17 protein-coding genes are annotated in these 23674 nt (G+C 28.7%); 9 read left to right on the forward strand and 8 right to left on the reverse strand.

Features of this window, described 5'->3' with window-relative positions:
* Positions 1-10: 10 nt before the first annotated feature.
* From ETU10_RS09610 to kdsA, 5 genes are all read right to left on the reverse strand, one after another.
* On the reverse strand, positions 11-1618 hold the full coding sequence (locus tag ETU10_RS09610; protein ID WP_146311827.1) for an amino acid ABC transporter substrate-binding protein: 1608 nt from the start codon (positions 1616-1618) through the stop codon (positions 11-13).
* A gap of 34 nt (positions 1619-1652) precedes the next feature.
* Positions 1653-3242, reverse strand: a complete 1590-nt coding sequence (bshC, locus tag ETU10_RS09615) for a bacillithiol biosynthesis cysteine-adding enzyme BshC (RefSeq protein WP_146311829.1) — start codon at positions 3240-3242, stop codon at positions 1653-1655.
* A 75-nt stretch (positions 3243-3317) separates the two neighbouring features.
* Positions 3318-4712: a hemolysin family protein gene (locus tag ETU10_RS09620; protein ID WP_146311831.1), complete on the reverse strand. Its 1395-nt coding sequence runs from the start codon at positions 4710-4712 to the stop codon at positions 3318-3320.
* 132 nt (positions 4713-4844) lie between these two features.
* On the reverse strand, positions 4845-6206 hold the full coding sequence (gene hemN / locus ETU10_RS09625) for an oxygen-independent coproporphyrinogen III oxidase (protein ID WP_185145098.1): 1362 nt from the start codon (positions 6204-6206) through the stop codon (positions 4845-4847).
* 141 nt (positions 6207-6347) lie between these two features.
* Positions 6348-7166, reverse strand: a complete 819-nt coding sequence (kdsA, locus tag ETU10_RS09630) for a 3-deoxy-8-phosphooctulonate synthase (RefSeq protein WP_146311833.1) — start codon at positions 7164-7166, stop codon at positions 6348-6350.
* A gap of 189 nt (positions 7167-7355) precedes the next feature.
* Between kdsA and ETU10_RS09635 the strand changes: the two genes are divergently transcribed.
* From ETU10_RS09635 to ETU10_RS09645, 3 genes are all read left to right on the forward strand, one after another.
* Entirely contained in the window at positions 7356-8657 is a 1302-nt protein-coding gene (locus tag ETU10_RS09635; RefSeq protein WP_146311835.1) for a hypothetical protein, read from the forward strand.
* 6 nt (positions 8658-8663) lie between these two features.
* The gene (locus tag ETU10_RS09640; RefSeq protein ID WP_146311837.1) at positions 8664-9857 is read left to right on the forward strand and encodes a DNA ligase-like domain-containing protein; all 1194 of its coding nucleotides are present in this window, start codon (positions 8664-8666) and stop codon (positions 9855-9857) included.
* Positions 9858-9932: 75 nt separating this feature from the next.
* Complete coding sequence (locus ETU10_RS09645; protein ID WP_146311839.1) at positions 9933-10850, forward strand: phosphatase domain-containing protein; 918 nt, start codon at positions 9933-9935, stop codon at positions 10848-10850.
* A gap of 67 nt (positions 10851-10917) precedes the next feature.
* On the opposite strand, the gene ETU10_RS09650 is transcribed toward ETU10_RS09645, so the two are convergent.
* The gene (locus ETU10_RS09650) at positions 10918-12264 is read right to left on the reverse strand and encodes an NCS2 family permease (RefSeq protein WP_146311841.1); all 1347 of its coding nucleotides are present in this window, start codon (positions 12262-12264) and stop codon (positions 10918-10920) included.
* A 319-nt stretch (positions 12265-12583) separates the two neighbouring features.
* Here ETU10_RS09650 and ETU10_RS09655 point away from each other — a divergent pair, with 319 nt between their 5' ends.
* Positions 12584-13450 (forward strand): DUF4349 domain-containing protein, encoded by an 867-nt coding sequence (locus tag ETU10_RS09655; protein WP_146311843.1) that lies wholly within the window; start codon positions 12584-12586, stop codon positions 13448-13450.
* 246 nt (positions 13451-13696) lie between these two features.
* On the opposite strand, the gene arfB is transcribed toward ETU10_RS09655, so the two are convergent.
* Together arfB and ccsB are read right to left on the reverse strand one after the other, a co-directional pair.
* Complete coding sequence (gene arfB, locus ETU10_RS09660) at positions 13697-14092, reverse strand: alternative ribosome rescue aminoacyl-tRNA hydrolase ArfB (protein ID WP_146311845.1); 396 nt, start codon at positions 14090-14092, stop codon at positions 13697-13699.
* Positions 14093-14101: 9 nt separating this feature from the next.
* A complete protein-coding gene (gene ccsB, locus ETU10_RS09665) occupies positions 14102-17395 on the reverse strand; it encodes a c-type cytochrome biogenesis protein CcsB (RefSeq protein WP_146311847.1) in 3294 nt (1097 codons plus the stop codon).
* 218 nt (positions 17396-17613) lie between these two features.
* On the opposite strand from ccsB, the gene ETU10_RS09670 reads away from it, so the two are divergent.
* The 5 genes from ETU10_RS09670 (at position 17614) to ETU10_RS09690 (ending at position 23641) form a co-directional block, all read left to right on the forward strand.
* Positions 17614-18363: an electron transfer flavoprotein subunit beta/FixA family protein gene (locus tag ETU10_RS09670; protein WP_146311849.1), complete on the forward strand. Its 750-nt coding sequence runs from the start codon at positions 17614-17616 to the stop codon at positions 18361-18363.
* Positions 18364-18390: 27 nt separating this feature from the next.
* Positions 18391-19350 carry an electron transfer flavoprotein subunit alpha/FixB family protein gene (locus ETU10_RS09675; RefSeq protein ID WP_146311851.1) on the forward strand — a complete coding sequence of 320 codons (960 nt, stop codon included), beginning with the start codon at positions 18391-18393 and terminating at the stop codon, positions 19348-19350.
* The gene (locus tag ETU10_RS09680) at positions 19347-20843 is read left to right on the forward strand and encodes a GH3 family domain-containing protein (protein ID WP_146311853.1); all 1497 of its coding nucleotides are present in this window, start codon (positions 19347-19349) and stop codon (positions 20841-20843) included. Before ETU10_RS09675 ends, ETU10_RS09680 begins: the two co-directional genes overlap by 4 nt.
* 112 nt (positions 20844-20955) lie before the next feature.
* Positions 20956-22398 carry a mannitol dehydrogenase family protein gene (locus ETU10_RS09685; RefSeq protein WP_146311855.1) on the forward strand — a complete coding sequence of 481 codons (1443 nt, stop codon included), beginning with the start codon at positions 20956-20958 and terminating at the stop codon, positions 22396-22398.
* A 139-nt stretch (positions 22399-22537) separates the two neighbouring features.
* Complete coding sequence (locus tag ETU10_RS09690) at positions 22538-23641, forward strand: DegT/DnrJ/EryC1/StrS family aminotransferase (RefSeq protein ID WP_146311857.1); 1104 nt, start codon at positions 22538-22540, stop codon at positions 23639-23641.
* Positions 23642-23674 lie beyond the last annotated feature (33 nt).

The raw sequence follows: 23674 nt of genomic DNA on the forward strand, positions 1-23674 counted from the left end.
ATATTTTTTATTACATTAATTTTATAATTCTAACTCCTTGATTTGTCCAAGCTCCACTCTTTTTAACTCTATTAAAATAATATTTATTACTTAATTGCTTTCGTTCAATTTTCATGGAATGATCGGCTAGATTACCTTTAGAATCTACACGGTTTAATATATCATAAGTTACATCAAAACCTGAAACAGAATATTTATTTAAAGATTCACAGAATTTCTTTTTGTAAGAATTGAGTGTTTTTTCTTCATTAAATCCATTTTCATTTACGTAATTAGTATCCGAATATAAAAGCCCCATCTGTAGTAGTTGGTTTGAATATTTAGGTAAATCAAATAGATAGGAATAATTTAATGAAATAGGAAATACATTGCTTTGGTTCAGTTCTAATAATTGGTCTAAATACTGTTTAGTAAGACTTTCTTTATCAGAAATTAAAACCGCATAAATATCATCCGTTTCATCCGTAACTAAATTTTGCTCAGTTTTAATCTCTTGTGCATTTTGCGTTAATATAACTTCTGCATTATTTTTTCTACTTAAAATAAGAGATTGTAAATATAAGGCATTTTGATAATTGTTTTCATCGTATAAGATGTAGATTTTTTCTCCATCATACTTTTTAAGAAGCTCATCCGCCAATTTTTCAATTAGTGTTTGCTCTTTAGTATTGTACATAATAATGTTAGAATAGTCATCCAACTCATCACTAGATGTAAATGGGGAGATTATAGGTATATTTTTATTAATTTTTGCTACGTTAATTAAATCAGATTTAAATAAAGGCCCTATAATTAAATTTGTAGTTGAGAAATCGTAAGAATTTATCATATCAACAAAATTAGTTCCATCACTATTGTCAATTAAACTTAAGTTAAATCTCTTTCCATTGTTTGATAAAGAATCAAGAGCTAATTTAGCTCCTGAATAAAAATCCAATGCTAATTCTTTTTCCTTATTCGATTTAGATTGAAAAGGAAGAATCATAACAACATTAATAGCATCTTTAGAATAGTAATCTGAGGGTAAACTAGTATTTTTCGATTCATTTAATATTGTATCTGACTTGATAACTTTTCTTTCTTTAAGTTTTGAGTTTTTATTAGGTAATTTTAAAACCTCTCCAATTTTAGGTCCATGAATGTCCATGGTAGGATTAAGTTTTTGAATTGTTTCAATAGACACATTATATTTCTTACTTAATGAATATAATGTTTCTTTAGGTTCTATAGTTATATAAATATAATTTGGCTCATTTAAATTTTGTCTAACAATATTATCTATGATATCATCTTTAGAAATGTTTTCACTGTTGGATTTATTTCCCTTAGATGAACCAATTTCTGAAATTTTATTATTAGAATTTTCCTCTAATTCAACATTCTTTGAATTAGAAACTTTATTAGGCGTATTATTTTCAGGAATGGAGAGCTTTTCACCTATTTGGGGTGTTCTCTCCAAAAGTTTAGGATTTTCTCTTTTTAAATCTTCAATAGAAACATTGTATTTTTTACTAATACCATAAAGAGTTTCTTTTGCTTCTACTATGTGTTGTTTTTTTTGTCCAAAAATAAAAGCGTTAAATAATAATATAGATAGTAAAATAAAAAATTTTTTCATTTTAGTTAATATAATTTGTACAAATGTAAATAAATTATTTATCAATATTTACTATTGAAATTACAGATTCAAATTCATTAATATTTGAATATATAAGATCAAAAAAATCAGTTCCCATATTGGCATAATACTCTGAAAAATTTATAATTCTTTCTTGCCACTGGTTGTATGGAAAAATTTCCATATACAATTTTTCAAAGTTTGATATATATTCATTGTATTTTAACCGTTCAGCTTTATGAAATCGTTCATTTATCTTATTTAAACCATTCAATTGCTTTTTTTGTTGGGCTAGAATCATATCTCTCCAGGTAGAATCTGTATTTATTGATTCATGAATAAGATCATTAAAAATATTTTTAAGTTGATTTTCATATTTTTTTAAATCAAATTTATTAGTGGAGAGCTGATTCACCAAAGAATCTATAATTTTCTTTTTTGATTCAAAAATATTAATTCCTTTCCAATCAAGCTTTTGCATTTTTTTCTCCTGAATGCTATTTAACAATAGAACTGAATTACGTGGGATAAGAATAGGATAGACTAAATTTTGTTCATCAAAATATTTTTTTAATTCCAACCAATAGGCAATTTCCGCATTTCCACCTATATATGCTACATTGGGCAATATAACTTCCTGATAAACAGGTCTTAATAAGGCATTGGGACTGAATTTCTCCGGAAATAAATCTAACTCTTTTACAATTTCATCTGAACTAAAAGTTTTTTTAGTATCTACAATTTTATATTTATTACCTACAGGTTCAATTCTTTTTCTTTCTTGATTGTCTCTATAAAAGAAATTTATATTTCTAGGATTAACTTGTATCTTATAATTATCTTTTAATAAATTAATTGTTTTCGAAATTTCATGAAATGACTTTTGATATTTTATATCATCTTTGATGAATGGAACAAAAAGCTTTTTTAAATTTCTACTATTTCCATCAATAAATAGTAAACCATAATCTTTAAATAACCTATGCACAAATTTCTGAGTAGCTTCTGCAAGATTTTCTGATGTAAAATAAGAATTTTCAATAATTTCTCTAAGTTGTCTTCCCTTTGGAAAATATTTTAATTTTTCATGAAAAGGATGTAGAACATCTTCTAAGCTTGTAGTTGGTATTTCTCCTACATAATCTTTAAATTGATCCTTCCATTCTATTTTTTTATTATTAAAATAAAAATGATTAATTTCCTCAAAGTCATGATCTTCCGTAGCCATCCAAAACATCGGAACAAAATAAATTTCTTTTTGATTTTTATTCATAAAATCACATAATTTAATTACGTGTAATATTTTATAAATAAAAAATAAAGGTCCAGACATTAAATTTAATTGGTGACCGGTAGTAATCGTTACCGTATTTTTTAAAGAAAGTTTCTCTAAATTTAATTTTTGCTTATCAGATAAATGTATTTTACTCAGCTGTTCACTGAGTTCATAAACTAGAGTTTCTCTATGGAGATAATTATTTATTTTTTCTTTGGACTGATTTATTAAATTTTGATAATTAAAATCTTGATGATAAAAAGATCTTACAAATGATTCTTTATTTAAATAATCCTTTACAAGTTTATTAATAGAAGGAATCTCTGAAATATTAATTTGATTTTCCATTAATTTCAAATTTACGATAAAATTAATTTGTATTAATTTAAAGATTTAGAAAATCATTACCTAATAATATTTTATTTAGCCAGCTTCTGTAGTATTAGAATCATTATTTAGATCTTCGATAATTTTAAGTTGTATGGATTCAACAGAATTTCTATACATCTTTAAAATTTTACCTTTATATTCATCTAAATCAATAATATCATTTACTTTAAGTTCCCTTTCATTGTATTTTTCCGAAATATATCCAGCTAATGTTTCATAGTGTTCATTTTCTTCAAAAGGGTAGGGAATGAATTTATTTATATCCGATATTTTATTGTGAGAATTTACAATATAAATATCTTTAGAAACATTAACAACTATAGGTTCTTCATTGTCGTACTCATCTTGAATTTCACCCACTAGTTCTTCTAATATATCTTCTAAGGTTACTAAACCAGAGAATTCTCCTAATTCATTGGTTACAATGGCTAATTGTGAGTGTTTCTGCTGAAAAGTTTTTAATACATTTTTTATTAATGCTGTCTCACTAACGAATAAAGGTATTCGTAAAATTTCTTTAATTTTTAGATTCTTTTGATAGCTAGTATAAGCTTTAAACAAATCTTTTGTATATAAAATTCCTTTGATATTTTCAATAGAATGCTCATAAACCGGATATCTTGAATAGCCTTCAGCTAAGGTATATTTTATAATTTCTTCAATAGGGGAATCTATATTTATGGCAGAAACATTTTTTTTGGGCATCATTATGTAACCCACTCTTCGATTATCAAAATCAAAAACATTTTGTATTAATTCCCTTTCTGTTTCTTTGATAGCTCCACCTTCTTGACTTTCAGAAATAATCATTTTTAATTCTTCCTCCGTGTGAATGTCTGAACCGTGAATAGGTCTGATTCCAAAAATTTTTAAAATTATACTAGCTAAACCATTCATTATAAAAATTACGGGTTTAAAAATAGCATAAAATAGTTTCAAGGGCCATGCTACGGCAAAGGTAGTTTTAGTAGGAAACTGAATGGCTAATGATTTAGGCGCAAGCTCTCCGAATACTATGTGTAACATAGTAATAATAATAAAGGCTATAGGAAAAGATATTTTACGAGCTATTTCTGCGTATTCATTACCTATAAACCCAATAAAAGTAAAGGTTTTATAAATGACTGGAGTTAAAGAACTTTCACCTACCCATCCCAATCCTAATGAGGCTAGCGTAATGCCAAGTTGTGTTGCTGCCAAATAGGAATCTAAATTATTGACAATTGTTTTAGCCGCTTTTGCTTTTCTTGGACTCTGGCTAGATTCAACTACTATCTGAGAAGATCTAACTTTTACAATTGCAAATTCTGCTGCAACAAAAAAACCATTTAAAAGTACTAAGAATATGGTTAAGAATAGTTTAGGTAGTGAAATAGTATCAGTTACATTGAGTACAGTAAACAATATACTCAGGGGTAAATCATCCATAAAAATTTTAATTATATAAAACTAGTGCAAATTTATTAATTCAAAACAATTTATTCTAAATATTGTAAAAAAAATCTAATTTTTTATTTGATCAAATAAGTGTTCAATATAAAAATTATATTAAAAAATTATTTATACAGTCATTGAAAATAATTGAGTTTGAGGAAGTTTTCTCATCATTCTTAAATCAAAAGCCATACATATATTACGAATGTAGGGTCTGCCTTTTTCATTAACCTTTATTGAATTTGAAGTTAAGGATATCAATTTATCATGTTCAAATTCCTGCAATCGTTCAAAAATGTCTGGATGATGATGAATTAAATCCTCCGCGTCCCAATGAGTTTCAAGCAAACACATTAAATTTAGTATATGTTTACGAATGCTTAAATCTTCCTCATTTAATATATGTCCTTTAAAAACGGGTAATTCTTGATTATTAATTTTATCGTAATATTCCTCAAGAGTTTTTACATTTTGGGCAAAAGAATACCAACTGTCAGAAATTGACGAAACTCCTAAACCAATCATAACTTGGGTTGAAGATGAAGTATATCCCATAAAATTTCTATGAATATTTTTATCCATCATCGACTGGTATAAGGAATCAGTCTTTAAAGAAAAGTGGTCCATTCCTATTTCAAAATATCCCATCTCTTCTAATTTTTCTTTACCTTTCTTATATAGCTCCCTTTTTTCCTCACCACTAGGCAAATCTTTGTCTTTAAAACCTCTTTGTCCCACACCTTTTACCCAAGGAACATGAGCATAGGAATAAAAAGCAATTCTATCCGGATGAAGCTGTTTAGTTATTTCAATGGTATTTAAAACTTTAGATAAATTTTGAAATGGAAGTCCAAAAACTAAATCATGACTAATACTTTCGTATCCAATATTTCTTGCCCATTCGGTTACCTTTTTTACATTTTCTAAAGGTTGAAATCTATGTATAGCTTTTTGTACTTCCGTATCATAATCTTGAACCCCAAAGCTCACACGTCTAAATCCTAAATCATATAATGTTTGTAAATGTTCTTGACTCGTATTATTAGGATGTCCTTCAAAACTAAATTCTTTATTGGGGTGTAAAATTGAACTTGCCAAAATGGTATCAAGTAAAAAATGTAAATTTTTAGGAGAAAAAAAAGAGGGAGTACCTCCACCTAAATGAATTTCTCTTATTACAGGTTTATCAGGAAGTATGGAAAGATATAACTTCCATTCTTTAATTAAAGCCTGAATATAAGGAAGCTCTACATTATGCTGTTTAGTAATTCGCTTATTACAAGCACAAAAGGTACATAAGCTTTCGCAAAATGGAAGATGAATATATAAGCTAATACCTTCTTTATTATTGCTTTCAATAAAAGATTTTTGTAATGAATCAATCCATTTATTTTGTGTAAAAGTATCCAAATCCCAATAGGGAACAGTAGGGTAGCTTGTATATCTGGGCCCAGGAACGTTATATTTTTGAATCAAGTTGTTTTGCATCATCGCAAAGTTATTCATTTATAATATTTATTACTATTTTAGTATGATATCCAGTAAAAAAAAATTTACACCTAACAAAGAAAATTTTCTATATAAATATTTATAAATAATAACTTTAAAATTTTATGGTTAATAAGAAATTTATAATATAGCTTTTCTTATTTTAACTAATTTTTCTAACAAATCTTCCAATAAATTAATATTTAGCATATTAGCTCCATCGGAAAGTGCTTTTGAGGGTTGAGGATGGGTTTCAATAAAAATACCATCAGCACCTACAGCAATTCCCGCTTTGGCAATAGTTTCAATCATATCCGGACGTCCTCCGGTTACTCCTGAAGTTTGATTGGGTTGCTGTAACGAGTGGGTAACATCTAATACAACGGGTGCATATTGTTTCATGGTTGGAATTCCACGGTAGTCCACAATTAAATCATGATATCCAAATGAAGAACCTCTGTCAATAATAGCATAATTTTCATTCCCAGAATCTTTGATTTTTTGAGCCGCAAATTGCATAGCTTCTGGAGAAAGAAATTGACCTTTTTTTAAAGTTATGTACTTTCCCGTTTTAGCCGCTGCAACTAATAAATCGGTTTGTCTGATTAAAAAGGCAGGTATCTGTAACACATCCACATATTTTGCAGCTAAAGCAGCATGTTCATTTTCGTGAATATCTGTAGTTGTAGGAATATTATAAGTCTCTCCAACTTTTTTTAAAATCTCTAAAGATTTTTCTTCCCCAATGCTGGTAAAGCTATCTACGCGTGATCGATTTGCTTTCTTAAAAGAACCTTTAAAAATGTAAGGAATCCCTAGTTTATCTGTGATTTCAATAACTTTACCCGCAATATCTAGAGCCATTTGCTCTCCTTCAATAATACAAGGACCTGCTATTAGCACAAAATTATTTTTATCGGTATTTTTAATTTTTGGTATGTGATATAAACTATTTTTCATTCAGTTATTTTTTACAAATTTACCAATAAAAATCATGATCAATACAATCCTGTGAAAATAATACGGGAATTACAATCTCATATTGTTCTTAAAGATTTAATAAAAAATCCATCAAAAAAAAAATAAAAAATTAACTACGTATTTAGATTGCGTATATCTGTTCTAGGTTTGCATCATAATAATAAAGTTATGTTTATCAAATTTAAAAGTGAAAATGAATATCTGCTAGATATTCTTTATAAAAATCCACAAACAGATTTAGGTTTATATTTTAAACCCCTTAAAAAGGGAATTATTGTGGGCAATGTAGTTAGTTCTAAAGAATACGAAATTATTTTTCAGGATTCTAAATACAGTTATCTACCAGAAAGCAGTAATCAAATAGATTTTCAAAGTTATTGTAGCCCACTCGTAATTTTAGATATTTCTAAAGAATTATTTTCCCATCTTTTAAAAGAAAAAAACGAATATAAAAATAAATCCATCCATTGGTTAAATATATCGCAAGGGGAAGCAGATGTTAAGGAATGCACTATAGAAGTCCCAACTTTCTTTATTGATTCCAATTGGTATAAAAATGATGAATTTCTACTGTCCAGATATTTTACAGGTGTAGAAATATCACATAAAAGCGGAAAAATATTTAGTTTAAAGATTACAGCGAAATCAGTATTTGAAGCATTAAATTTGCTGAACCTTATTGCCTTGTTTGTTCATATAACCAATAACTATGGCGTATTCACCTATATCACTGATGATTTTGCTGAAAAATATGTACGCATATTAACCAATATTGATGAAGTTCCATATTTCGTATTTTATCTATTTATTAAAAGAGCGGTAAAATCTGAAAAGCAATTTTTAAATTTTAAGCCCATTTTTGAAAATTACTTGAATAAATATCATATTAAAGCTAATCTTACCTGGTATAGTACTCATGCAGATCGTATAAATTTCATTACTTCTCAACTAGATATAAATACACCTATCGTAGATATTGGTTGTGGCGAATTTATCTATTATAAAAGAATTATGAATAAAAATTTTACAGCCTCATATATTGCTATAGATAAAGATGAGAAATTTTCATCGATGGCAGGTAAAATGGCAGAAAGATTTAAAACAGGAAATCTGCATTTTTATACTTCCTTAGATGAAGTTATAATTCAAGAAAAAGTAAATATTCTTCTAACTGAAGTCATTGAACATAATACTTTAAATGAGGCTGAAAAATTAATTAAGCAAGCACTAACATTTAACTTCAATCAAATATTTATTACAACTCCAAATCCTGATTTTAATCCCTATTATTTTGAAAATTTAAAATTTAGGCACGACGATCATAAATTTGAATTAAACTCTAAAGAATTTAAATCTTTTATATACAAATGTCTGGAAGGCAGTATTGGATTAGAAGTTGAATTTTTTGGTATAGGAGATCAATTAAACGGAACACAACCAACTCAAGCAGTAATAATTACTAAAAATTAAAAAACGATGGAAAAAACGGATGAACTAAGAAGACTAAAAAAACGCATCGATTGGTTTTGTGAAAATAAAGTAAATGCCTTTTCACCCACAATTGCACCCGCACCTAAATCTATGGAAAGAAATGAAATTGAAAGTCCATATGAAGCTATTCAATATTATTTAAAAAATGGTATTGAAGAGCTAATTGTGCAAAAGAAATATATGGGATCTTATTGTGACATTTATTTGCATAAAGATTTAAATAAAACTTATTTTGTTAGTAGAAATGGTTATATTATTGAACATATAGATTTAGATAAGGCTAAACAAGCCTGTAAAGAATTACATTCTCGATTGGATTGGAATGGGATTGAATATATAATTATACAATCTGAATTGATGCCTTGGAGTGTTTTAGGAAAAGGATTAATTGAAAATGAATTTGGGGGCTACTTATATATTCATGAAAATCATTTTGAAGTATTAAAGAACTCTGAAGTTTATAAAAAAATAGAAGCCTTAAAACAATCCTCCGATTATAAAAATTACATCCAATTTAGAAATAACCATTCTTCTAAAGAGATTAAAGAGAATTTTCCTGAACATATAGTTAGACAATACAATTCTTTAGAAATTTTTTGGGTGAAAAATCTAGATAACTATAAAAAAGCAATTGATATTTATTCTAAACAAATTTCGCATTTTGGAAAAGAGCAAGAAATATATTTTAAACCTTTTAATATTCTAAAAATTGTAAGAGAGGATAAATCTGAAATTTTTGTCAACGATAATTTAAGTTATCAGGAAGTAAATGACGACTATTTTTTACACATTCCCATAAAAACAGAAAAAGATATAAAGATAGCAGAAGAAAAAATTTACCACTGGTTCAATGATTTAAGTAATGAAAATGAAGAAGGAATTATTATCAAACCACGCAAAGCTTTTATTAAAGGAGTTGCACCTGCTTTAAAAGTTAGAAATGATCGATACTTAACTATGATTTACGGTATTAATTTTTTAGAGGACTACCAATATTATTTAAATAAAAGAAAAATTAATAAAAAATTGGAATGTTCTATTAATGATTGGATGATAAATTGGGATTTATTGAAAGTACCTTATACACAAATCAACAAAGAAAATTACTATTTCAAAAATCTGGTTTATGATAGAATTATGGGTGAGAGGGTAGAAGGTACATTGGATCTAAGATTGTAAGTTTATAAATAACACTGAACCAACTTTTTTATAACTTAAATATTATATATTTTTTAACCAATAAGAATATAAATAATGAAAAAAAATTTAAATATATTATTACTAGTGGGACCTCCAGGAAGTGGAAAATCCACGTTTGCTAAATACTTTTTAAGAACAGAAGAGAATTGGATGAGAGTAAGTAGAGATGATTTCCGAATGATGAACTTTACTCAAGGAAATCTTTCAGATAAACAAGAAAATTTAATCACCGAAATGGTTGATGCTTCAATCACGGCTTTATTGAATAAAAACATAAATGTATTAATAGATGCTACCCATTGCAAAAAAGAATATATAGATAATTATATAAAAAAATACAATTCGCGAGCAGATATATCTTTTAAATTGTTTGATATTGAAAAAAATGAATTGTTGAAACGATGTGAAACACGTTACAAAGAAACTGGTAAATATATACCTGAAAAAGTTTTAAATAAAATGTATTCGCAATTTGAAATTTTAAAAAATGAATTTGATTTTTCAATTCGTTCAAAAATTGAAAATCTACCCGTGGAAATCCGCCAACAGAAAGCAGATTTACCCAAAGCTATCATCTGTGATTTAGATGGTACATTGGCATTGATTCATGGAAGAAATCCGTTTGATGCATCCAAATGCAATGACGATCATTTAAATGAACCCATTGGTAATTTATTAAAGAATTATGCGCAACTGGGGTACAAAATATTATTAGTTTCTGGACGGGAAGATAGATTTAAAGAGCCTACTTTAGAGTTTTTAAATAAATATAAAATTCCATTTAACGAATTATGGATGCGTAAAACTTTGGACAAGAGAAAAGATGCTATTGTTAAAGAGGAAATTTTTGAAACTCATATTAATAATAACTATTATATTGAATTTGTTTTGGACGACAGGAATCAAGTAGTAGATATGTGGAGAAAAAATTTAAAAATTACTTGTTTTCAAGTCAATTATGGAGATTTCTAATTAATTTTTAAATACAATAAAAAAAGCTGTTTAATTTATAAACAGCTTTTTTTATATAGATACTTTACTATCCCAATATATGCAAGGCATCTAAAACAATTTTTAGTATAAATAATACAGATACTAAATAAACGGTCATTGAAACTTCTTTATGTCTACCTGAAAAAACTTTAAGAATCATAAAACTTAACATACCAAAAACAATACCTTCAGCTATACTATAAGTAAATGGCATGAAAGCAATTGTTAAGAAAGCAGGCAAACCTTCAGTAAAATCAGAAAAATTAATTTTTGCCACTGAAGAAATCATAAATAATCCTATAATAATTAAAGCTGGAGCAGTAGCAGCCGTAGGAACCATAAGAAAAAGAGGAGCAAAAAATAAAGCCAATAAAAACATAAGAGCCGTACCTACGGAAGTTAACCCCGTTTTTCCTCCGGAAGCTACTCCGGCAGCACTCTCTACATAAGCGGTTATGGTACTTGTACCTAAAATAGCACCTGCTGTTGTACCAATAGCATCAGAGAATAAAGCTTTTTTCATTCTAGGAAAATTTCCATCCTTATCTGTAATACCCATTTTTGAGACTACTCCTATAAGCGTACCCACCGTATCAAATAAATTAACAAATAAAAAGGTAAATACTATAATTAACATATCTACCGAAAAAATCTGTTTCCATCCCTCCAAAGTAAGCATAGGTTCAATGGCTTTACCAAATATGGGAGATATAGATGGTGGAACACTCATAAACGAACCCTCTGGTAAAGTTATATCTCCTAAAATAAAAGCAAATATTGTAGAAACAATGATACCTATTAATATAGCACCGTTGACATTTCTTGCGAAGAAAATTGCGGTAACAATTAACCCTGCAAATGCAATCCATACATTATGCTGAGAAAAGTCTCCTAAACTAACAAGAGTATTAGGATTTGACACTACTATACCAGACACTTTAAAACCTATAAGCGCAATAAACAATCCAATTCCGGCAGGTATAGCATCTTTTAATACATTGGGTATGCTCTTTATAATTATTTCTCTAATATTAAAAAAAGTAAGTAAAATAAATATCACTCCCTCTATAAAAACAGCTGTTAGAGCAAATTGCCAAGAATAACCTAAGCCTAAAACCACAGAAAAAGCAAAAAAACTATTTAGTCCCATCCCTGGTCCCTGGGCTATAGGCAATTTTGCTAAAAATGCCATTAAAAGAGTGGCAAGAATGGTAGCCAATGCCGTTGTAGTAAACAAGGCTTCACGATCCATGCCTGTTTCAGATAAGATGTTTGGATTTACGATCAACACATAAGACATGGTTAGAAAAGTAATTATTCCTGCCAATAACTCTTTTTTTATTGTCGTTTGATTTTCCTTCAGTTGAAAAAAATGATATAAAAATTGTTTCATGGGTGATTCTTAAAAAAAATTTTTGCGAAAATAAAAACATTGAAAAGAATAATGCATAGAAATGCCTGAAAATATTCACGATATATAAAACTAGTTTTTTCAGATGAACAAAAAAAATTATTAATTACTTGAATTTTAACTTAAAATAGATCAAAATATACGTATTGTTTTTTATTTTCTACACTTTTAAAACAACTTAAGTAATTAATTTTCAATAGATCAATTTTGTAAAACTTATTTACAATTATTTTATAAGAGAAGATTAAAACTTTACAAGAGATTGCTCAATACTTTTGCTTCGAACACAAAATTAAATATTATGAAAAAGTTTATTTTTCCAATTATTTTGGCTATTGGTTTAATAAGTTGTGAACAAAAAAGATTTAAAGATTCTACTTTAGACGAATCCATTGAAAGTATTACAATAGAATCTACCTTAAAACAAACGAATAAGCAGTTTATTCATAAAGCCCATATTGATGGGGAAGTTAAAGATGTTTTGAAATCCACTTTAAACATAGAAAGAAGTGTTATAGATTTAGGCGGATATATTACAACCAGTAAGATCAATTCAGAACTTAAATCAAAAACGATTGAACCAATATCAGCAGATAGTGCAAAAGAAATTAAGATTTTTAAAACGCTGGCCGAAATACAGGTAAAAGTCCCTCAAATCTATTTAAGCCAATTTTTAGCAAATGTAAATGCGGAAATAGAATACTTAAACACAAGGGTAATTGAAGCTACTGATATTACATACCAAGGACAAGAACTTAGTTTAGATGAAAAAAGATTGATTCAAACACAAAAAAAACTTGATACTGTTAATATTCCTAATAAAAATAAACAGCGTTTAATTAAACAACAAGACCATATACAGCTTAATCTAGATCATACCAAATTAGCCCAAGCTATTTTATCTGATAAAATTAAATTTTTAACGGTATCAATTAATTTAATAGGAAAAGATACATTTCAAGAAAATATAGTTCCGAATACTGATCATTATCAGTTATACAATAACAATCATTTATTCTATAGATTGAAAACAGCATTTGTAAGTGGTTGGATTATTTTACAGACCATCATAGTAACCTTATGTTATTTGTGGCCCATTGTAATCTTAGCTTTTATAAGTTTTATACTTTATAAAAAATATAAAAAAGAAATTAGAAAGAGTAAATAAAATGAGTGAATTGTTATTTTATTTTAAAACTTCTTCAACAGAAGCTATTTTCCTAGCTATGTTAAAATAAAATTTTTAAGTAAATTCAGATTTATATAAGCGGATAAAAAAAACTAAACCTAACTAAGAAAAGGTCAATTAAGGATATAGAAAGTAAATCAAATTTAGTGAGTTGGAAATAAGGAAAGGATTTGAAAGAATTGGAATATAAGTGATAAAAAAACACTCTCTATTAGAGAGTGTTTTTTATAAAATAGAATTATTTCTAAGTTTTTTTATTTCCGAATTCTTTTTTTTCTCTTTCAAACGCCTTTCTATGGAAGATTTGCTTCTTCTAGTTGCTATTCTATTTTTAGGTATATATAAAGAGCAAGATACTAAATCAGTAATTCTTTTTAAAACTAAATTTTTATTCACTAATTGAGATCTGTTTTCTGAACATTTAACAAGTAACTCGCCTTCTTTATTGATTCTATTTTTTAATTTAAAGTTGATTCGTAGTTTTTCATCCTCCGAAAAAAAAATTGAATCATTTACATTCCAGACGGCTTCAACCATAGTTTCAACCTTATTTACATTTTGTCCCCCCTTACCGCTGCTTCTTGAAGTTCTAAATCTTATTTCTGATTGAAAATCCTGCATTCAAAATTTTTATTTATTAAACTTACGTTTATGTGCAAAATAAGAAGAATTGGCCAGTAATGTTACAATGGCAATTACAATATACACCCAATTAGGCACAGGAACCGGATCACCCTGTGCATAGGAATGTAAACCGGATAGATAATAATTTACGCCAAAATAAGTCATAATAACACTAGAAAATGAGAGTAGAGATAATAAATTGAAAATATATTTGCCTCTCCAACCAGGAACCAATCGTATGTGTAGTACTACAGCATAAATGATAACCGAAATAAAAGCCCATGTCTCTTTAGGGTCCCAACTCCAATAACGTCCCCAGCTTTCATTTGCCCAAACGCCACCTAAAAAAGTTCCTACAGTTAATAGAAATATTCCAATGGTTAGGGAAATTTCATTTACAATGGTCAATTCTCTTATAGAATCTTCAACCTTTAAATAAATCTTTTTATTATTAAGGGTGAATAATAGCAATACTACAGTACCAATTAATGCGCTTAATCCAAAAAATCCATAACTGGACGTTATTATTGCAACATGAATCATCAACCAATAAGATTTTAACACAGGAACTAAAGGAGTGATTTGTGGATTCATTTGGTCACCTCCATGAGCAAAACCCATTAGTATTACTGCTACTAAGCATCCAGCCGCAGGAATAAATCCATTCCGGTTTCTGTAAAGAATGAAACCAGACAATACACTAATCCAACTAATAAACATTACGGCTTCATACCCGTTGGACCATGGCTCATGCCCAGAAATATACCAACGAATTCCTAAACCAAATCCATGAATAATAAAGGTAATTATAACCAAGAGTAATAAACTGCGCTCTAAAAATGTAATTATACTGCTTTTATCTAAAAATAATTTTACAAAAGCTATTGTTAAAAGTACAGTACCCAAAAGGGCATAGACTATCATTATTTTAAAAAATATGTTCCAATGATTGTATCTAATTTCCCAATGAATTTTGGTTTCTGATGGAATCACCTGTTTTCCCCATTTGTATTGATATTCAGATATTCTATTTAATTGCTCATCAGCCAATTTCCAATTTCCAGTTTTTTCTGCATCCATAACAGCTCTAAAATATCCACCTATAAAACGTGTAGCTGTACTATCCGTTTTAAAATCTGGAGTAGCCCAAGAAGTCCAAGTATTTTTAGGATCGTTTTGTATAGGTATAAAACGTAAATATAAACCACTAATAACCGCTTGTAAAGCTTGTAATTTATCGTTTAATTCTATTATCTCTTTGTCGTAATTAGAGCGTTCCGCAGGTTTTTTTGCAAAAGATTTTTTATACTCACTATCCAGTACAAAGTAAGGCAACCCATCGGGTCCGGGAGGAAATAAATTCATTAAAGTGGTATATCCATCTTCATTTGCACGCGTGAGTTTTTTAAGATCATCGCCCCCTTTGTTACCCACTTTAATTAAAGGTACTTGCGACCATGATAAGGGATCCAAAGAAATGGAAATTAAAAACTGATTGGCATCTAAATCATAAAACTTATCACTCTTGTGTATTTTTCTTAGAATTTCTAATGCTAAAGTATTGGTAGGTTGTATACGACCATCAAAAGATTGCACTAACATTTCTCCAAACTTATCCGCATGTTCCTTAGGAATTTTTATTGTTTCTGAAAAAACCTTCGGATCTAAAGGTTGTTTAGGTATAGAATTTTTAAATGAAAAAATGGAACTAGAACTATTTCCACTATTTTCATGAATCTGTTTCCCCTCATGTACACCCTCTACAATGGTTTCTTTTTTTATGGATCCATCCTCAGTGCCATGCATATCAATATTCTGAGAATATGTGATTAGGCTTGATAAGAACAATAAAAGAACCATCATTTTTTTATTTTTTGCAATTTTTTTCAATTGATCATTTAATTTCCAAAAACGAGTTCCTTTCCAAAATAATGTTGTAAACATGCCTAAGATTAACAAAGCATACCCAATATACGTGATGGTGGTTCCCCAAAAATCATGATTCACTGACAAAATTGTTCCTTTTAAATCAGGATCAAAACTAGATTGAAAGAATCTATAACCTTTATAATTCAATATATGATTCATGTATATTTTATAAGGAATTTCTTTGCCTTCATCTATAATTGAAACTTCAGATTCATATGCAGAAGGACTATTACTTCCGGGGTAATGCTCCATGATAAATTTATTTAATTTTAAATAAAAAGGTTCTGTCTTATAAATTTTAGAGCCATAGCCCACTGAAACCAACAATCCATCTACCATTACTTGTTTTTGTAATCCTGTCCAGCCTTTTTTTCCATAAAAAGAAAATTCTTTAGAATCATTACCCGAGGATACTTTCATGAAAATCAAGTCTGGATCTGAAGAATTTTTATTTTTATCACCCGCATAATGTACAATTTTACCCCTTTCTGGTGCTGTAGGAACAACGAAAGTAAGATTGGGAAACTGGTACAAGCTTGCCAATTGCAAAGGCTGTACTTTATTTTCTCCCTGTACGGTTAGTTCTTGCTGAGTGGTCATAACCATTCTTCTACCCATTAAAGGCGAAGAAATTGTCAGTTCATCCTCTGGACTTGACGTAATATGAATTGCCGTAGAATCAGGATTTTGAACATTAAAGGCCACTAAAGCATTTTGAATTTGTTTAGAGGCACCTTCTTCAATAAATTCAGTTTTTCGGCCTTCTTCACTTGTAGTTATTAATTTCAATATTTTTTTTCCATTCGGTAATGGTTGAATGGAATCTTGTGCCCAAGGTATAAAACCGGTGCTTTCTAACTGAACAATTTTTCCTAAATAGTCATATTTGGAATTAAATTTTTTTTGAAAAGGTTTTAATAGAAATGGAATATTTTCTGGCGTAAAAATAAAAGGAATATCATTGTAGGCTTTTACTATTCCTTTATCATTCGTAATTTGAGTTTTTAAAAAAGTTCCTTCAGAGGTTACTTGGTTGGTAGTTTCATTCTCTCTAATATGCATTTGTCCCTCATAACTTATGTAGCGAGTAATAGCTCCTCCTACAAACAAAAAAATAAATGAAATATGAAAAATTAAAACCGGCCATTTTTTTATAGACCAGAGCTGATATCTTTGTATATTCCCTATGAAATTTAGTATTAATATAAGCATTATAATTTCAAACCAAGTAGAATTATAAATTAATGCTTTAGCCACAGGCGTACCATAATTATTTTCAATCAACGTAGCCCATGCCATACTTATGGCGTAAAGAGCTAACATTATAGCTGTAGTTTTAGTTGAAAATAATAGGTTTATAAATTTTTTCATAATTGATTTCTAATTAAAAGAATTCCAAAAATACATCAAGATAGTTCTACAGCAAAATGTTTACTACTAAAAATCCTAGATGTTTCTACCAATTGGCAATAATATACTTAGAATGTATAATTTGAATTATATTTACGTCTATCTATGCATTATTACACTTTTACTTCTTGTAGTGTAGATTCTTTTTACTATTTTAGTACAGAGAAAATGTTAATAATATGAAAATATTGGTAGCTATTAGTGCGGTACCGGATACTACTTCTAAAATAAATTTCAATGATAATGACACAAAATTCGATAAAAGTGGAGTTCAATTCATTATAAATCCATTAGACGAATATTGTGTAAATAAAGCTTTGCAATTTCAAGAAAATCATCAAGCAGAAGTAAGCTTGATTACCGTAGGTGAACCGTCCATTGAATCAGTAATGAGAAAAGCCTTGGCTTTGGGAATTAATGAAGCCATAAGAGTAAATATTGAACCTACGGATAGCGAAATAGTAGCCCATGAGATAGCAACTATAGCCGAAAAGAACAATTATGATCTTCTCTTGTTAGGAAAAGAATCTTTAGACTTTAACGGCGCGGCTGTGCCAGGCTTAACGGCAGCACTATTAGGATATAATTTTGTCAATGATGTGATCTCCATAAATATTTTAGACAATAATAAAATAAGTGTTGTTAGAGAGTTCGATAATGGTGTGGAAACAATCGAATTAAAACTCCCAGTTGTTTTAGCCGGTAAAAAAGGATTGGTTAAAGAAAATGAAATTAAAATTCCTACTATGAGAGGTATAATGGCTGCTAGAACTAAAAAAATTATAGTTGAAGAAGCTCAAAATATTCCTTCCAAATTAAAATCGATCAAATTTGAAAAAGCGAAGGCACGATCTGAAGTTAGGTTGATTGATCCCAATCATTTGGATGAATTGGTTAATTTACTTCATGATGAAGCTAAAGTTATTTAGAATTTACTTATTATAATTATACTTACAATGATTTACATCTATATAGAAACTTTAAATAAAATTTTTAAAAACTCAGCATTTGAATTAGCTACTTATGCAAAAAAAATTGCTGATTCTACTCAAGATAAAGTTTATGCTATTGTAATAAATTCAGAAGATAACCCTGAAAAATTATTGGATTACGGAGTTTCATTAGTACATAAAATTAATGATGAAAAACTTAAAGATTTTAACCCTAAGGTGTATGCCTCGGTAATCTCTCAAATAGCCAATGGCAATTTGATTCTTTTTTCACATTCCTCCGAAAGTCTTTCAATAGCCCCCTATGTTGTTAAAGATAAAAAAGCGGCTTATATAACAAACGTTGTTTCTTTGCCTTTATCCTTATCTCCATTTACGGTAAAAAAGAGAGTTTTTTCCGGAAAAGCAGATGTTATTGTGGAAACTGATGATAAATGTAAGGTTTTAACAATTTCTAATTATTCAATAGGTGCTCTACAATCACCTGTAGAAGGTACCATTGAACAAAGTACAGTTCAAATAAATCCGGATTCTAACTATGTAGTTTTAGATCAAGAGATATCAACAGGATCCATAAGTATAGAAAATGCTAAAATTGTAGTTGGAGGAGGTAAAGGCATTGAAAGTCCTGAAAATTGGAACATGTTAGAAAATTTAGCAAATGTTCTAGATGGCACTACGGCTTGTTCACGTGTAGTTTCCGATTTAGGTTGGAGACCTGATTCTGAGCATGTAGGACAAACCGGTAAATCTATAGCTCCAAATCTATATATAGCTGTAGGAATTTCAGGTGCAATTCAACACCTTGCTGGAGTTATAAATAGTAAAACCATTGTAGTAATAAATAAAGATCCTGAAGCACCATTTTTTAAAACTGCTGATTATGGTGTTGTAGGAGATTTATTTGAAGTTGTACCCCAATTAATAGAAAAATTGCAAGCATTTAAAAAGCAATCCAATTTATGAGCTTTTTAAAGTCTAAAATAGCTAATGCATGGGCTTCCTTTTATGTAAAGAAAGATTATAAATGGATTGAAAATCCTGTAGATTATCAAAATTTATGGTTTAAAAAATTAATAAAGGATGCTGAAAATACAACTTTTGGTAAGGCCCATTATTTCTCTGAAATTAATAATATTAAAGATTTTCAGGAAAGAGTTACCTTACAGGATTATGAAAGCTTAGTACCTTACATTGATAAAATTAAAAAAGGAGAAAAAGATATTCTATATTGTAATAAGCCACAATATTTAGCAAAAACCTCAGGGACAACCTCGGGTACCAAATATATTCCTGTTACTGAAAAATCTATGACTTTTCAAGTAGAAGGTGTTAAAGGGGCTTTAATGCACTATATTCATAAATTCGGAAATTCAAATTTTATTAATGGTAAAATGATATTTCTTCAAGGTAGCCCTAAGTTGGAAGAACTAAACGGATTAAAAATTGGTCGATTGTCCGGAATATCAGCACACTTTGTTCCTAAATATTTACAAAGAAATCGATTGCCATCATGGGAAACCAACTGCATAGAAGATTGGGAAACTAAAGTAGATAAAATTGTTGATGAAACTATAAACCAAAACATGACTTTAATTGGTGGTATCCCTCCTTGGTTAGTCATGTACTTTGAAAAACTGATCGAAAGATCTGGAAAACCTATAAAACACTTGTTTCCGAATCTTCAATTATTAGTTACTGGAGGAGTGAATTATAACCCATATCAAGAAAAATTAGAAGACTTAATGGGGCAAAAGATTGATACTATTCAAACTTATCCTGCATCTGAAGGATTTATAGGTTTTCAAGATGATGTAAATTCCAATGATTTATTATTAATGGTGAATCACGGAATTTTTTATGAATTTGTACCAGCCGAAGAAATTGGAAAAAATAATCCGACTCGATTAACTTTAAAAGAAGTTGAATTAAATAAAGATTATGCGATTATTCTAACGACCAATGCCGGCTTATGGGCTTATGAAATTGGAGATTTAATCCGTTTTGTTCATTTAAAACCTTATAAAATTATAGTTTCTGGAAGAACTAAACATTTTACTTCCGCCTTCGGAGAGCATGTAATTTCCTGCGAAGTAGAAGAATCTATGCAAGAGGCTACCAATCAATCACAAATTATTGTTACAGAATTTACATTAGCACCACAAGTAAATCCAAAAGAAGGTTTGCCATACCATGAATGGTTTATTGAATTTGAAAATTACCCAACCAACCTAGATGAATTTGCCTTAGAATTAGATAATGCAATGAGAAAAAGGAATTCTTACTACGATGATCTTATTTCAGGTAATATTCTAAGAACACTAAAAATTACACCTATACAAAAAAATGGTTTTAATGAATATATGAAAGAAATAGGAAAACTGGGAGCACAAAATAAGTTACCTAGACTTTCCAATGATCGAAAAATTGCAGATAAATTAATTAAATATATGTTATAATAATTTAAATTTTCAAAATTTTATCAATTAATTAGCATAAAATATCTATTTTTTATATCTTAGTTATTCTAAGTTTCTTAAAAAAAACCTAGAGCAATTAAATATTTAAATTATGGAATTTATAAAATCAAATTTTGAATCTTCTACTATTAATTGTGGAATTTTACATATTGGTGTAGGAAACTTTCATAGAGCACATCAAGCATATTATATCAATCAATTATTAGAATTTAAAGACCAAAACCAATGGGGAATATGCGGAGTTGGCTTGCTTCCTTCCGATAAGAAATTAATGGATGCTTTACATTCGCAAAATCTAGCTTATACACTTACCGTTTGTGGTAGAAATGGAGACAAAAAAGTTTATGAAATAAATTCTATACAAGAACTAATATGGGGAATTGAAAATCCAGAAGCCGTACTTAATAAAATTGCCGATGAAAGTATACGAATAATTTCTTTAACTATCACTGAAGGAGGTTACAATATAGACAAAGAAAACGGTAATTTCGACATAAACGAAGAACAGATTAAGCACGATTTAGAAAATCCCCAAAATCCTAGGACTATTTTTGGGTTTATTTCAGAAGGATTAAGAAGAAGAAAAGAAAAGTGCAATAAAGGCTTAACAATCCTTTCGTGCGATAATTTACAACACAATGGGAATACAGCAAGAAAAGCATTTCTAACTTTTATCCAAGCTCAAGATAGTGAACTTGCTCCATGGGTGGAACAAAAGGTTACCTTTCCTAATTCTATGGTAGACAGAATTACACCCGTAACTACTGTTGAGGATATTTTTAAATTAAATAACCTAAGCGGAATGGAAGATAAGGCCCCGGTGTATTGCGAAGATTTTATACAATGGGTGATAGAAGATAACTTCGCAGAAGGACGGCCAAATCTTGAAAGGGTGGGAGTGGAATTTACCCAAGAAGTAGATATTTATGAAAATATGAAACTAAGCTTATTAAACGCTTCACATACCTTACTATCGTATCCTGCATTTCTCAAAGGATTTAGAAAAGTGGATGAAGCTATGTATGACGAAGATATACTTGAATATGTAAAAGAATTTATGAATGAAGACATTACTCCTTATGTACCAGCACCTCCAAATACAAATTTAGAGGATTACAAAAAAATTCTAATCGAAAGATTCTCAAATCATGCAGTTAGTGATCAGGTATCAAGATTATGCGCCGATGGGGTGTCCAAGTTTCCAGTATATATAGTTCCTAACTTAATCAAAATGATTGAAGATCGTAAAGATTTAAAGCGAATTGCTTTTTTAGTAGCTTCATATAGACATTATTTAAAATATAAAGTTGATGATAAGGGTAATTCTTACGAGATCAATGAACCTTGGTTAAGTAATGAAGATCAGAAAAATATTGAAAGTTCAAATGTTAGAGATTTTTTAAAAATATCTCCATTTAAAAGTTGTAATTTAATTGATGTAGATTCATTTGTTGATACATACATTATATATGCAGAAAATATAAACAAAAATGGAATGTCTATAGAGCTAAAAAAATTGATACATAAGCAATAATTTAATTCTATATATCTTCAAATATTTAATTATCTTCTAATTAATTGAACATTATAGAATAAAATATATTTTAAATTATCAGATAATATGATTAATTTAGCAAATTATTTTTTAATTCAAAATAATTAAAGCTAATGTTATGATTCCTGTTACTAAACCTCAATTACCTCCTTTAGAAGAATTTAATGAATATTTAATAAAAATATGGGACAAACAGTGGTTAACCAATAATGGTCCCTTACATCAAGAGTTAGAAGAGGAACTATGTAAGTATTTAGGTGTGAAATATATAAGTCTTTTCGCAAATGGTACAATGGCTTTAATTACAGCCATACAAGCCTTAAATCTTTCTGGAGAAGTAATTACAACTCCATATAGTTTTGTTGCTACCACTCATTCTTTATGGTGGAACAACATTAAACCTGTGTTTGTTGATATTGAACCCACATACTTAAACATTGATCCAAATAAAATTGAAGCAGCAATAACTCCAAAAACTACAGGAATACTCCCTGTACATGTATATGGAAATCCTTGTGAAGTAGATAAAATTGAAAAAATTGCTGAAACCTATGGACTAAAGGTTCTATACGATGCTGCTCATGCATTTGGTACAAAGATAAATAATAATTCAATTTTAAACTTTGGCGATTTATCCATTTTAAGTTTTCATGCTACTAAAGTTTATAGTACTATTGAAGGAGGAGCAATAATATCTCATACAAAAAAGGAAAAAGATAGAATTGATAAGCTTAAAAATTTTGGCTTTGAAGATGAAATAACTGTTCTTTCCCCAGGAATAAATGCAAAATTAAATGAAATTCAAGCAGCTTATGGTTTATTGCAGTTAAAATATGTAGATCAAATGATTAAAAATAGAGAAAATATTGATTTACTCTATAGAAAAAATCTAGCTGATATTAAAGGAATTCATTTATTACCATCAAAAAACAATGTAAGTAAGCCCTATTCCTATTTTCCGATTTTAATAGATAAGTCTGAATACGGGAAAACTAGAGACGAGCTTTATGAAATATTCAAATCTAAAGAAATTTTCTGCCGTAGGTACTTTTATCCCTTAATAAGTAATTTTCCTACCTATAAAGGTTTAGAATCTTCTTCAATTTCAAATCTATCCATAGCCAATAAAATTGCAAATGAAGTTCTATGTTTGCCCATGTTTTCAGAATTGGAATTGAGAGAAGTTGAGAAAATTACCCAGATCATAAAAGAATATTCTTAAGAATAAAACCGCTATAAAAATTTTTTATAAATA

Origin of the sequence: Apibacter muscae, assembly GCF_007845595.1 — a bacterium.
Lineage (GTDB): Bacteria > Bacteroidota > Bacteroidia > Flavobacteriales > Weeksellaceae > Apibacter > Apibacter muscae.

Coding starts and splice junctions, on each gene's coding strand:
- ETU10_RS09610 (WP_146311827.1), bottom strand. CDS start 1,618: ATGAAAAAATTTTTTATTTTACTATCTATATTATTATTTAACGCTTTT.
- ETU10_RS09690 (WP_146311857.1), top strand. CDS start 22,538: ATGATTCCTGTTACTAAACCTCAATTACCTCCTTTAGAAGAATTTAAT.
- ccsB (WP_146311847.1), bottom strand. CDS start 17,395: ATGAAAAAATTTATAAACCTATTATTTTCAACTAAAACTACAGCTATA.
- kdsA (WP_146311833.1), bottom strand. CDS start 7,166: ATGAAAAATAGTTTATATCACATACCAAAAATTAAAAATACCGATAAA.
- ETU10_RS09645 (WP_146311839.1), top strand. CDS start 9,933: ATGAAAAAAAATTTAAATATATTATTACTAGTGGGACCTCCAGGAAGT.
- hemN (WP_185145098.1), bottom strand. CDS start 6,206: ATGCAAAACAACTTGATTCAAAAATATAACGTTCCTGGGCCCAGATAT.
- ETU10_RS09635 (WP_146311835.1), top strand. CDS start 7,356: ATGTTTATCAAATTTAAAAGTGAAAATGAATATCTGCTAGATATTCTT.
- ETU10_RS09680 (WP_146311853.1), top strand. CDS start 19,347: ATGAGCTTTTTAAAGTCTAAAATAGCTAATGCATGGGCTTCCTTTTAT.
- bshC (WP_146311829.1), bottom strand. CDS start 3,242: ATGGAAAATCAAATTAATATTTCAGAGATTCCTTCTATTAATAAACTT.
- arfB (WP_146311845.1), bottom strand. CDS start 14,092: ATGCAGGATTTTCAATCAGAAATAAGATTTAGAACTTCAAGAAGCAGC.
- ETU10_RS09640 (WP_146311837.1), top strand. CDS start 8,664: ATGGAAAAAACGGATGAACTAAGAAGACTAAAAAAACGCATCGATTGG.
- ETU10_RS09670 (WP_146311849.1), top strand. CDS start 17,614: ATGAAAATATTGGTAGCTATTAGTGCGGTACCGGATACTACTTCTAAA.
- ETU10_RS09650 (WP_146311841.1), bottom strand. CDS start 12,264: ATGAAACAATTTTTATATCATTTTTTTCAACTGAAGGAAAATCAAACG.
- ETU10_RS09685 (WP_146311855.1), top strand. CDS start 20,956: ATGGAATTTATAAAATCAAATTTTGAATCTTCTACTATTAATTGTGGA.
- ETU10_RS09675 (WP_146311851.1), top strand. CDS start 18,391: ATGATTTACATCTATATAGAAACTTTAAATAAAATTTTTAAAAACTCA.
- ETU10_RS09655 (WP_146311843.1), top strand. CDS start 12,584: ATGAAAAAGTTTATTTTTCCAATTATTTTGGCTATTGGTTTAATAAGT.
- ETU10_RS09620 (WP_146311831.1), bottom strand. CDS start 4,712: ATGGATGATTTACCCCTGAGTATATTGTTTACTGTACTCAATGTAACT.